Genomic DNA, 12,927 nt, shown 5'->3' on the forward strand with positions numbered 1-12,927 from the left:
TTTGAATAAGCAATCGTTGCAGCACATCATTCGGATCATGGTCCTGATTGCGATGATCACTGCGCTATACGGCGTCCCCCCATTTGAAACGAAGGCTGTGGCTGCCGAAGTAACTGAAGATGGCGGTTGGCAGGTGCTCATTGACGACAATTTCGAGAACAAGACCGTAGGCACAAGTGCGGAAGAGCTCGGTTATGCCGTCGACGAGCCCATGCTCGAAGCCGGGAATGCCGGAAGCTTGAAGGGCGACGCTTCAATTGCCAAGTCCCCCGGCAAATCAGGCAACAGCTTGTATGTCTACGACAACTTTAACTCGGTCAGCCAGGTTGCCTACCGGAATCATACGAGAATCGTCAAAACGTTTGAGAAACAGGAAGGTGTCGTCGTTGCGGAGGTTTCCTTCATGCAGCCGGGTCCTCAGCACGAGAGAACGAAAGTGCTGAACCTGTTAAGCAGCAGCGGAGACTATATCGCACGAATTACGGCGGATCCCGGACAACAGAAGTTCGTTTTCGATGCCAAAACAGGCCCTGACAATATGTACCCGTACGAACCGAATCGTTGGTACAACATTAAACTGGTCGCCGACATCGTGAACGATCAAGTCATGGTCTACGTCGACGGCAACCTTTGCTTCTCCAAGCAGCCGACCGTCGAGGTTCGGAGCGCAGGCACCGCCACAAGTGAGAAAATTAAGCAAAACGTCGCGATGCTGGAAATGCTGACATCAGGCGAATCGCCGAATCCGATCAATGCTTTCTATGTCTCGCAAATTAAAGTAACCGCCAAGCCCCCTGCGATTTCGCCTGATGCGCCTACGGGACTTACGGCATACCCTAGGGATAAAGAAATCTACGTGGAATGGACGCCGTCGGCCAGTGCCAGAACGAATAATGTTTACGTGGCGACCAAACCGGATGCGGCAGACTCCGAGTATGTCAAAGTTATTGACAAATACAACAAAAAATTTGTGCCAAGCGATTACGTGTCCATCACGAAGCTGGGGACGTCTTCCAGCAGCCCTCCGCTCGAGAACGGGAAAACGTATTATGTGAAAGTAACCCAAAACACGAGACTTCTCGCCCGGGGAACCGACTCGGAAGTCGAGAGCCCTCTCTCTTTGTCCCAAGCCGTTGCCGTAACGCCGGCGCCGAGACAAGTTCTGGACTCTTCGGCCTCCAGCGTCATCCAGAACGTTTACGTGAACGATACCAAGAACATCGCCGGGTGGTCGGTGCAAAGCGGTCTCAAGCTGGGCAGCCTGCCTTATGGCGATTCGCAAAATACCATTACCAAACTGCCTTCGAGCTATGTCGGAGCCGATTGGATTCAGGCGGCGAACGCTTCGAGCGCTTACACGGCCAGCGATGTGCTCACGACATTCACCGTTGCGGATGATACGGATGTGATTGTCGCTCTGAGCCAGGAAACGATGGAAGCCAATATCGCTTGGCTGTCGGCATGGACGAAGACGGGCGAAGTCATTGAGCTCGGCGGAGGTTCAGAGGTATTCAATCTGTATAAAAAAAGCTTCCCGGCAAATGCGCAGGTCACGCTAAGCAAAATCGGGCAAGCCGACAGCAATGGCTATTTCGCCATCGTTCAAAGCCGTTCCATTCAGTTGAATACATTTGAATTTATCGACTGGGACGGGAACCCTATCTCCACCTTAACTCCAGGGATGAAGGCGACCGCCAAAGTCGAGCTTACGAATAATACCGATGAGCAGCAGACATTCGTTGTCATCTGCGCGTTGTACGATACCAAACATCGCATAGTGACGTATACCTCCGCCTCCGTGTCCACACGTCCTGGGGAAAAGAGGAGTGTTCATACCGGTTTCAAGGTCCCGGATCAATTAACCGGCTACGAAGCCAAAGCCTTTATTTGGGATAGCTTCGTAAATATGAAGCCTTTATCGAACAGCATAACGATTCATTAGATCCGAGGAGGCACCCATGAAAAAAATAGGTTCCATGTTGCTTGGCATTTGTATTGCGGCCAGCCTGCTCCCTTCGGTAGCGGCCGGGGCTGAGCTCACGCCTGCCTTTCCCGGTGCGGAAGGCGCCGGCATGTATATAACAGGCGGACGGGGAGGCGAGGTGTACGAAGTGACGAGTCTGGACGATTATACGTCTAAGGAGACTCCCATTCCCGGCACATTGCGTTACGGGCTCATGAAGGTCGCCAACAGCAATGCCAAATCGACGGTTATCGTTTTCCGCGTTTCCGGTACCATTCACTTGAAGGAGAAAATTAAAACGAATGTTTACAACTTGACGCTCGCAGGTCAAACGGCGCCCGGCGGCGGTATCGCGATCGGCAATTATTCCGTATCTCTTGGCGGCTCCAATATTATCATGCGTTATCTTCGCTTCCGGGGAGGCTTCGCGGAACTGGATGACACGTTCTCACCGAATGCTCCGAAAATGATGATTGATCACTGCTCGTTCAGCTGGAGCACGGATGAGGTTCTTTCAAGTAAAGACAAAAGCAGCATTACCGTGCAATGGTCCATTATCAGCGATTCCTTGAATATGTCCATCCATGATAAGGGAGCCCATGGGTACGGCGGTATTTGGGGCGGCACGAACATGACGTTCCATCATAATTTGATTGCCAGCAACAACAGCAGAAACCCTAGGCTTGACCGTGACTTCCGGCTTGAAAAAGACGCCCCGCTGCAGTTCGATTTGCGGAACAACGTCATGTACAATTGGGGCGCGAACAGCGCGTATGGCGGAGAGAACGCAACGGGTGTCAATGTCGTCAACAACTATTACAAAGCGGGTCCCGCCACATTCGATGATGTGAAGAACCGGATCTTCAATCCGTGGTCCGAGCAGCCCGGAAACTATTATGTGGATGGCAACTATGTCGCCGGCTACCCGGACATCAGCGCGAACAACTGGGCGGGCGGCATTCAACCGGAATATGGACTGGGAACGGTTCATCGTCTGGCAAACCCCGTTGCCATCACGTACAAAAATACCGACGGCACCGTTACCGATACGACCGTTACGACCGACTCCGCCGAGGAAGCTTACAGCAAAGTGCTGGAGCATGCCGGAGCCGTGCTGCCGAAACGGGATTCGCTGGATGCCCGCATCGTGAACGATGTCAGAAACGGGTTGGGCAAATTCGCCAATACCCCGGACGGTGACGGTGGCTTCCCGGAACTCGCGGAGCTCACCCTGCCGGCCGACTATGACAGCGACCACGACGGCATGCCGGACGAATGGGAAGCGGCGCATGGCCTGAATGCAAACGATGCGGCAGACGGTAAAGCCGTCAGTGGCATCGATGGCAGTGGTTACACCAATCTGGAGAACTATCTGAACGGGATTGTTGGCAATGGCTCCGCCAATCCTGTCGTAGCGATCTCCAATCCCACTGCAAACGCAAGACTGCAAGAAAATCGCGACATTGTCATTGAAGCGTCGGCATCCGACAGCGACGGCACAGTAGCGAGCGTTGAATTCTCCTACTACGATACGAGAACGATGAAGCTAACTCCACTCGGGTCGGTCAACTCCGCCCCATATACGTACACTTGGTCCAACGCTCCGGAAGGCACACATTATTTGTATGCCAAGGCGACTGACAACACCGGCACTCAAACGTTATCCTCCCTGGTTGTTGTTCACGTAAACGGGGATAGCGGCACCGGAGCCTGGACGTCTGCCGATATCGGGGCTGTGACGATTCCCGGGACTGCGAGCTTGTCGGAGTCAGACAGCACCTTCGTCATCAAGGGAACCGGTGAGATTGGAGCTAGCAATGACGGAATCCATGCTTCGGATGCTTTTCAGTACACGCACCGTGATGTGACAGGCGACATGGAATTGATTTCAACCGTTAGCCTCCAGAATCCGTCGGAGTATGATAACGGTGTGAAGGCCGGGCTCATGATTCGTCAGGATCTGAGCGAGACGTCCCCTTTTGCCATGATTGCGGTGAAAAAGGAAGAGTATTATGGCTCTCGCATCCATTTCATGAGCCGTTCCGGCCAAGGCGATCTGGTCGTATCCACGGCGAAGCCGAATGTCGAGCTGCCGGCATTGCTGAAAATAACCAGATACGGTAACGAAATCAAAGGCTACGTTTCCGTAGACGGCGGCTCCAATTGGGAGCTGGTCGGGGCCACGGCGCTTGATTTGCCTGAGCATGCCTATATCGGGATGGCTGTCGACGCCACGAAGAGCACGAACAACTTTGATTACTACAATTCCTCGATCTTTGCGAATACGAAGCTGCGGACGAATAACCTGGCGGGCGATGTCTTCTCTGTAGGCGATATGCAGGTGAATGACGATGAAGGCGAGACTTCGGTCAGTGTTGAGTTTACGAATCAATCCCAGCTGGATAAGAACGGAATCCTCGTCATAGCGCTCTATGACCAGGACAATAACATCGTGAACTATTCGTATTCGAGCGATTTGGTTGAGGGGCTGGGAGCTAGAACGCTTACCGCTAGCTTCCAGATACCTCAAGATTCAGCTTCTTATAAGCTGAAAGCTTTTGTATGGGACCAGCTCGCGAGCAAGCAGGTCATTTCCAATGTCGTTGAGCTGCCTTGAGGCGGATCAACGGAGAAGGAGCTGGGCACACAATGTGCTCAGCTCTTTTTTTGGGGGTTTGCGCAGCTGCGCGTTGGCGCAAGGCACGGCAACCGCAGGCGCTGGCCGCTGGCCGCTAGCGCCGGTTGCGGCCAGCCCCCACGCCAACCGGTCGCGGCCGGCTAACGGACATAGCGGACCTTATTCGGCCCATTTCGGCCGATGCAGAATTCTAACGGACACCAGCGCTGCTATTTGCCCGTTTTCGGCTGAATTTCGCCGGAAATCGGCGAATAGGGTCTCCTGTGTCCGTTAGAATCCGAACGGACCGTTTCCCACGGCTTTAGCGGCCGTGGTGACCGTTAGCGCGCCCGGACTTGGCGCGGGGGATGCTGCCTGCCGTCGCCGGCCCGGCTTGGGCAGCGGACACGCCGGCTGAGCCTAGGGCCGTCCTTCCAGGCGCCTCCGGCAGAGCAACTCGCCACCGGTTGCGGCAAGCCCCCACGCCAGTCGGTCGCGGCCGGCTAACGGACACAGCGGACCTTATTCGGCCCATTTCGGCCGTTGCAGAATTCTAACGGACACCAGCGCCGCTATTTGCCCGGTTTCGGCTGAATTTCGCCGAAAATCGGCGAATAGCGTCTCCTGTGTCCGTTAGAATCCGAACGCACCGGTTCCCACGGCTTTAGCGGCCGTGGTGACTGTTAGCGCGCCCGGCCTTGGCGGCGACGCTGCTCCCTGCCGGCCGGCGGCCCTCTGAACCGCGCCCGGCCCCGCTCGAACTGTCCGTCCGACTAAACGGACACAACAATAATGCCCTCAGCCGTCAAGGCCAAGGGCATCAGTCGTCAACTCGCGCTAATCCGAAGTCGCGAACCAGTCGTTCTTCATCGTCGCCACCAATCGGCGATGACCTTCAAACTCCTCATAAATATTGAAGTCGTACGTTTTGAGGAAGCTCAGCTTGTAGATTAAATCGCCATTCTCGAGGCTGATTTTGAAATCGGTATGCTTGCCGACCTTCAGCTTCGACTGCGGCGTCTCCGGCGATTCATTCGGCTGCCGCTCGAAGCTGCTCAAGTCAGCCGACCATTCGATAGCCCGCATACCGTTCGTATCGTTGATCTGAAAAATAATCTTACGCCCCTGCGTGCTAATCTTCGTGCTCATGTCCTTCACGATTTCATAGTTGAACTTCAAGGACAGCTCTTCATCGTTCAGCGTCGTGCCGAAATGGTCGATGGAGATCGTGTACGGCGCAAGCTGGATCCCCTTCAGCGGTGTCTTCACCTCGTGCTGAGCATCCGGCAGCCAGAAGGCGAAAGGCTTCACATAGAGATCGGCATCAGACGAATCGTCGTCGTCCGAGTCGTCATCGTCATCATCATCATCAGCTTCCGTAGATACCAGCTTGCCATTCTCCGCAACGGCTTCCCCGAGCAGCAGGCTCATACCGCTCTTGTCTAACCCCTTCGGAAGCATGCTGGAGACAATCAGCAGCGCTTTCCCGTCGGGTCCCACCTTCTCCTTCACATCCAGCACGCTCGCAGGATACATGGTACCGCTCGCCGAGCGGAAGCTCGCCACCAGCTTCGCTAAGTTCGTGAATCTTTTCTCCAGATTCTGGGCGAGCACCCGCACCGTGTACTGATCTGTCGATTCGCCTTCGTAGGCCAATACGTTTTGAATGGAATATTTGGCCTGATAGCCCGGATCCGCCAATTCGTACGCAGCTGAAGCCGCTTGAACCGGCACTTTCAACAGATCCGCCTGCGTCTCGAACTCCAGCAAGTCGACGATTTTATCCTCGGACGTTTTTTCCTGCAGCACTAACTTTAACTCGGAGAATTCGTACGTATACGGAACTTTCGCCGCCATCTGCATCCCGATCGAGCTCCCTATCCCAAGCCCCAATACCTTGGCGGGAACGATGACCTTCGCTTCCACTTTCACTTTACCATCCAGCAGGAAGTAACCCTTCAAGTCCGGAATCGGCAGCGAATCCGCCCCTTTATTCAGAAGCGATAAGTCGGCCGTCAGAATATCCTCATCTTCCCATGGCAGTCGGTACATGCCGTTCATTTGGGCCGTATACATGCCATTCTCATCGGTAAACTCCGCCTCTTCGCCCGCACCTGTCACCGCCTGCTCGGACTGGGCCGGCAGCGCCAAATAGGCAACCGGAACGTTCAGCTTCAAATCGGGCAAATTCTGCGCAATCACCAGCTGCCAATCCTCCGAGACGACCGAGGCAGGGATGCTGCCCGTTAGCTCCACTTCCTTCGACTCTTGGGAGCCGACGATGAGATCTTTCAGCCCTTTGGCTTGCAGCGGATACGTATACCCTTCCGAGGAGCGTATAGCGAACTGGTATTCAGGTACGGCAGAACTGTATTTGCCGGTATTGGTAAGCTGCAGCGTTAATTGGGGTAAGCTGTTCTTTTCATTACGGCCAAGCGTATATTCGGTCACCTTGACATCCATGGTTGTGCCTGACATTTTGACGGCTTGCGAGCTGCCGGCCGGCGTCACTTGCGTAAAGTCATCAGGTACGGGAATGTCGCCAAGCTTGCGTTCGAAGGAAGCGAGTGAGAAATCCCATTTGCCCAAACTGAATGTCAGATCATGCAAAGACGTTCCTTCGTTGACCATCGCATAATAGGTATATTGCTGGGTAGAGCCCGCTGCAATTTTCGTTTTCTCTTTGTCCTGCAGCATCATTTTGGCCGTAAATTTATCGCCGTTCTTGCCGTACAAGCGCACCCAGTAATCAATGAGCGACAGGCTCTCCGCGCTTTTGTTCGTAATGCTTAAAGTGAATGTCACGATATTGCCGTTCTGATCCGACAGCAGATTCAACTGATTGATCTCTGCGTAACTGCCTGCACCTAGCTGAATACGATTCAATGAGATAGCCGTTTGCGCCATACTGCTGGCTGCACCGTCTGCATACACGGCAGATGGGATCAGCGAACTTACCATGGCAGCCATAGCAATGGACATGAGGCCGGGAATTCGTTTGGACAATCTGGTCATCAGCAGCTTCCTTTCCACCTAAAATGTCGTTTACGCCTGTTTACCCATCGTTTCAAGACCGAGCAGCTCTTCCGGCCTCATGGCCTTCAACTGCTTTTCGTACAATTCGCGGTACAGCCCGTTCTGCGCGAGCAGCACGGGATGCTTGCCTCGCTCAACGATCCGTCCGCGGTCGATGACGAGGATTTGATCGGCCCGGACTACGGTTGCGAGACGATGTGCGATAACGAACGTCGTCCGCCCTTCCATAAGCCGTCCGAGCGCCTCCGTCACCAAATGCTCGGACTCGGCGTCGAGCGCTGATGTAGCCTCATCCAGAATTAAGATGCGGGGACTCTTGAGAAGCGCTCGCGCGATCGCAATGCGCTGCTTCTGCCCGCCCGAGAGCCGAACGCCGCGTTCGCCGATCATGGTTTCATAACCGAGCTCCCATTCTTCAATGAACTCATGCGCATTAGCCGCCTCAGCGGCCGCGATAATTTGCTCCTTCGACGCCTTGGGGCTGCCGTAAGCGATATTCTCATAGACCGTTCCCGAGAACAAAATATTGTCCTGCAGCACGAGCGCCATATGGCTTCGCAAATCATGCAAATCATAATTGCGCATGTCTTCCCCGTCGAGCGTCACACTGCCTTTATTGGGATCATAGAAACGGAGCAGCAAATTAATAATCGTCGACTTGCCCGCGCCGCTTGGCCCGACAAGCGCAATGACATCGCCGCTTCTAGCCTTGAAGCTGATCCCTTGAAGCGCAGCCCTGGACTCCGTGACCATGGAGGGCGGATCCGGTCTCATTTTCGGCGGAATCCAATAGAACCGCTTGGCGGGCTTCTGCCGCTCAACCAAATCTTTATCCTTCGGCTCCGCTTCGACCGGCTGCTTCTCAGGCCTTTCGATCACGTAATCGAAACCGACATCATGAAATTCAATTTCACCCTTGCACGTTTTGAGCGGCCGGGGATTATCGATATTCTTGATTTCGGGTTCAATATCGAACACCTCGAAAATTCTTTCCACGTTAGCAAGCGAATTTTGGATCGTAACGTTCACATCGGAAAATCGTTGAATGGGACCGTACATTTGGGACAAATACGCTTGAAAAGCAATCAATTCGCCGACCGACATCTTGCCCCGAATGACCATCGTTCCCCCTGCGAACCAGATGAGCAGTCCCCCGAAGTCTTGAAACGTTTGACTGATGCGACCTAAGGTGTTCGAGAGAAATTGGGCCGTCATCGCGTACGTATAATGGGCTGATGCTTGCTTTTTGAAACGGTTCAGCTCCATTAATTCCCGGTTAAAGGCCTGCACCACTTTCATCCCGGCAATACGCTCTACGAGCACGCCGGACATGCGCTCCATCTGCCGGTGCACCGAGCGCCACGCATAACGAATATGCACATTCGCGTTCGTAAAAGTTAAATAATAAACGGGAAGCAGCCATAGCGACAGCAGAGCCAGCTTCCAATCCATATGAAACAGCATAAATCCGGCGAAGACGACTAGAAATAGGTCGATAACGAGATTAATGACCCCGGCGCCGACCAGATTTTGCGCGCCATTCACATCATTCAGAATTCGCGAGACGATGCTTCCGACTTGTCGGCTGTCATAGAACCGCTGAGACAGCTTCTGCATATGCTCATAGAGCTGGAACCGGATGTCGATGACCATCGAATTGCCCATTCTCGCCATTACCCATTGACGGGCATAATTCACAATTGTCCCAAACAGGTAGACGGCTGCCAAAACACCGATCACCTTGGACAGTGTCCATGAACTGCTTTTTAAAGGAAGCACTTCGTCGATTAGCACTTTGGTCATCCAAGGCACGGTCATGGGCACGATAAATTGCAGAATGCCCAGCCCGACAATCGTCAAAATCATAAAACGGTATGGCTTCAGAAATTTAAAATACCGCCGTATCAGATGGGAATTTACCTCTTTCCGCATCGTACACCTTCTTTCCGTCATAGCTGCTATCCGACTACTCCGTCCCTTCAGACAGTCACGATAGCCCTAAGCGAACCCGTTCAAAAAAATCCGGCGGTCCCACTTGCCCGCCCTTCAAGACGACTTCCAAACCGTCCAATCGTTCATCGTGCGAATAGGCCCGGCACAGCGGACCACCCGGAACGACAGGCGCAATCATTTCCAACGCGTATAAATTCAACTGTTTGATCGCAAAGCCCGACGTATCGCCTCCGGCAAAGACGACCCTGCGGAGACCGGCTGACATCACGAGTTGTTTGGCCATTTCGCCCAACCGCCCGCCGATTCGCTCACCGGTTGCCGACAAGTGCCGGCCATCCTGGCTCAGCAATTGATGTGTTTCTGCTATTGATTCATCATTCGGTCCCAGCGCTGTGTACATAATGACATTCTTGCCTGCCCGGAGATGACGCTCCGCCTCGCGCATGACCTGCTCTTGAACCTCTGCTGCATCTTCCGCGAAAAATAAAGGCGCAGGCACGCGAACCCCCGCATATCCGTGCGCCAAAGCCCAATTAATTTGCGCGCTGGTCGCAGGCGAACAGCTGCCGGATACGACGAGCAGCTGTTCGGCGGGTTCCGCTCGCAAATCTGGGGCGCAGGCAGGCAGCCTGCCGAGTTCCCGCAGGTGAGCGACCAGCGCGTATTCCACCCCTGAGGAGCCTGCTGCGAACAAAGGCGCCCGCTTGCTCTCTTCCGCAAGCAGGCTGCCGATTCTGGCAAGATGCTCGTTCGTCAGCACATCGAATAACACGATATCGAGGTTATCCTGCAGTCTCTCTTCCAACCGTTCTTTCAACTCTTCTCCGCTTAGCTCCAGATCGAGGACATCGAATAAGCCGATCGAACCGGATGTCTGCTCAGCCAAATGAACCCGGAGGTCCGCTTCATTCATCGGCGTAACCGGGTGGTTGGTCATATTCGGATGCCGGTCTAAGCGAAGCGTAGCCTCCCCGTGTCCTGTAAAATGGTTGCCAAACACGGTATACCGCTTCAGGACAGGCGAACCTGCCAAAAGCGGCGTAAACCGTTGGTCCGGGAAGAGATCCCGGCCGATTTCGATGGCTTTCCCGATGCTGCCGACTTGCGGGGAGGAATCGAAGGTAGAGCATATTTTGTAGTGAATGATATCCGGCTGGAAAGCTTTAAACGCCGCTAGCGCCGGCCGAAGCGCGCTCTCCATCCCCTCCGGGCTCATCGTCCGGCTCACGCCGGCTACACCGAAGCCGTCGTAATGCCGGAATTTCTCCTCCCACAACGCCTTGCCCGGAACGTCCATGAACAAGATGACGCGCATTCCGCCCGCTGTCAGCGCCTCCAGCACATCCGTTGACCCGGTGAAGTCATCCCCGTAATAACATATCCGCATTCGCTATCGTCTCCCGTCTCTCATCCGCCGAGCTTCAGCCGAAAGCGGCCAAAGCCTGCTTCAATTCCGGATGCTTCTCTCCATACAAGTCGAGCGGAATGCCTGCTAGCGCCGCCTCCCATCCTTGAACAAGGCTGCGGAAGCCTGCGCCCGGACCGCCCGGATGAGCATGAATGCCGCCCCCGGCGATATTCATCAGATCGACGGTGCCCAGAGTCTTGAACGTCTCCGGCGCTGCGCCCGCCCATTGCTTCGAAGACAGCACGGGGAGTACCGTATCCGAGGCGCCGAACATCGGCTTCAAGCAGTCCTGCACGCTATCGATGACGGAGCCGTTGCTTTCATAGAACTTATTGTTGAGCCCATTCACATGCAAATGGTCTACACCGGCGAGGCGGCATAGTTTTTGATAAGCCGCAAAGGACATACCTAGATACGGATACCTCGACAGCATTCCCCACTGGTTCCGGTGCCCGTGAATGCATACAGGCGCATGCTTCCTCAGATGAGCCAAACCCGCAAACCCGATGCTGTTCACGCTGACCATAACACAGTTGCCGCCGGAGTTGACGACGGTTTCCAAATGCTGCAGCATCGGATCGATATCGTCCGTGATGTTAAAGGCGTACATCGTTTTTTTGCCCGTGATGTCCGCTACCCGTTCGATCTCTTCCATTACGGCCTTCACGCGCTGGCTGATCGGAGCATACGGCGGATTGCCGTGAACCTCGTCATCTTTGATGAAATCAATGCCGGCCATCGCAAGTTCCCGGACAATAGCCCGGAGCTGATCGGTCGGCAATCCGATGTTCGGCTTAATAATTGTCCCGATGATAGGCCGGTTATGAACACCGGTCAGTTCCCTTGTACCGGAAATACCGAAGCGCGGTCCTTCGTACCTATCCAGGAATGCTGAAGGCAGCTCAAGATCGAGCAGGCGCAGTCCGGACAGCTCTTCCAATTCGTACAGATTGCCCGCGACCGTCGCGAGCACATTCGGAATGGACGGGCCGATGTTGTCATATGGAAAAGCAATCTTCACGATGCCACGGCGAAACTCGCCTTTGCGTCCGGCAGGAACCTTCGCTCCTGGAAGCGAGGGAAACGGCACGCTATCGAGTTCTGTGATGGATACGATCTGGGCACGGTGCTTCAGCTTTAAGCTCTCCGTTTCGTTCGGCAGCGCGATGAACGTCCCTGTGGACTGCTCACCGACGATAATTTCACTCGCTTGCTCCAAGGAAAGAGCCGTTTCAAGCCAATAGGTGGCAATGATTTGATTGTTCGTTAGCATGGATATTTCCCCTGTCTTTCCAATTCGGCGCGCACAGCCATCATCCCCAACCGGGGGCTTGCATATACGGGAAGTCCGGTTTCCTCCCGCAGCGTTTTCTCCATTCTAACCATGGAGCCTTGTGCCAGCACGAGCGCGTCGGCTTTGCCTGCAACGGATTTAGCCGCTTCATAGATCAACCGGTCATGCTCATCAGGCTGGCCTGACACCAAAGCTTGATAAGCGCCTTCCGCCAAGGCATCATGCACGGTGACCTGGCGCTTCTGAAGCTCGGCTTCCCGCTGCAGCAAATGCCTGGTTGGCTCAAGCGTGGTCGGCAGCGTCGCCAGCACGCCGATCCGTTCGAAATTCAAAGTCGCTTGGCGGGCCATTTCATCATCGATTTTCACAATGGGAATATGAAACAGAGGGCGCACGCGGTCCGCCACTTCGCCGACCGAAGAGCATGTATTGAGAATCAGGTCAGCCCCGATATCTTCCGCGTGCCGGTAGTACTGCACGAGACGACGGATGACGCCCGTCGTCACATTCCCCGCCTGAATGACCTCGGCAATCAAGCTGTCGTCGATAATGTTAACAAGGCGGCAGCCCGGCAATTCCTCCCGAAAGATCGGCGCGATTCGCTCCGAAAGCCCTTGGCCCGTATACACCGCAACAACTGTAGTCATCCCTTCTCC

Annotated in this window: 8 protein-coding genes; 2 read left to right on the forward strand and 6 right to left on the reverse strand. The window is 54.5% G+C overall.

Annotated elements, in window-relative coordinates:
* The first annotated feature begins 1 nt into the window (after position 1).
* Together PUT07_RS18830 and PUT07_RS18835 are read left to right on the forward strand one after the other, a co-directional pair.
* Positions 2–1,942 carry a hypothetical protein gene (locus PUT07_RS18830; RefSeq protein ID WP_274469898.1) on the forward strand — a complete coding sequence of 647 codons (1,941 nt, stop codon included), beginning with the start codon at positions 2–4 and terminating at the stop codon, positions 1,940–1,942.
* A gap of 16 nt (positions 1,943–1,958) precedes the next feature.
* Complete coding sequence (locus PUT07_RS18835; RefSeq protein ID WP_274469899.1) at positions 1,959–4,580, forward strand: Ig-like domain-containing protein; 2,622 nt, start codon at positions 1,959–1,961, stop codon at positions 4,578–4,580.
* 322 nt (positions 4,581–4,902) lie between these two features.
* On the opposite strand, the gene PUT07_RS18840 is transcribed toward PUT07_RS18835, so the two are convergent.
* The 6 genes from PUT07_RS18840 to PUT07_RS18865 all read right to left on the reverse strand — a co-directional run bounded on the left by PUT07_RS18840 (position 4,903) and on the right by PUT07_RS18865 (position 12,918).
* Positions 4,903–5,094 carry a hypothetical protein gene (locus PUT07_RS18840; protein WP_274469900.1) on the reverse strand — a complete coding sequence of 64 codons (192 nt, stop codon included), beginning with the start codon at positions 5,092–5,094 and terminating at the stop codon, positions 4,903–4,905.
* 323 nt (positions 5,095–5,417) lie between these two features.
* Positions 5,418–7,595, reverse strand: coding sequence for a hypothetical protein (locus PUT07_RS18845; RefSeq protein ID WP_274469901.1), 2,178 nt, complete (start codon positions 7,593–7,595; stop codon positions 5,418–5,420).
* 30 nt (positions 7,596–7,625) lie between these two features.
* Positions 7,626–9,548: an ABC transporter ATP-binding protein gene (locus tag PUT07_RS18850; protein WP_274469902.1), complete on the reverse strand. Its 1,923-nt coding sequence runs from the start codon at positions 9,546–9,548 to the stop codon at positions 7,626–7,628.
* A gap of 55 nt (positions 9,549–9,603) precedes the next feature.
* Entirely contained in the window at positions 9,604–10,956 is a 1,353-nt protein-coding gene (locus PUT07_RS18855; RefSeq protein ID WP_274469903.1) for a four-carbon acid sugar kinase family protein, read from the reverse strand.
* A 34-nt stretch (positions 10,957–10,990) separates the two neighbouring features.
* Positions 10,991–12,250 carry a ribulose-bisphosphate carboxylase large subunit family protein gene (locus PUT07_RS18860; RefSeq protein WP_274469904.1) on the reverse strand — a complete coding sequence of 420 codons (1,260 nt, stop codon included), beginning with the start codon at positions 12,248–12,250 and terminating at the stop codon, positions 10,991–10,993.
* Complete coding sequence (locus PUT07_RS18865) at positions 12,244–12,918, reverse strand: aspartate/glutamate racemase family protein (protein WP_274469905.1); 675 nt, start codon at positions 12,916–12,918, stop codon at positions 12,244–12,246. Before PUT07_RS18865 ends, PUT07_RS18860 begins: the two co-directional genes overlap by 7 nt.
* Positions 12,919–12,927: the final 9 nt, after the last annotated feature.

The sequence above is a fragment of the Paenibacillus sp. MAHUQ-63 genome, assembly GCF_028765165.1.
Classification (GTDB): Bacteria; Bacillota; Bacilli; order Paenibacillales; family NBRC-103111; genus Paenibacillus_E.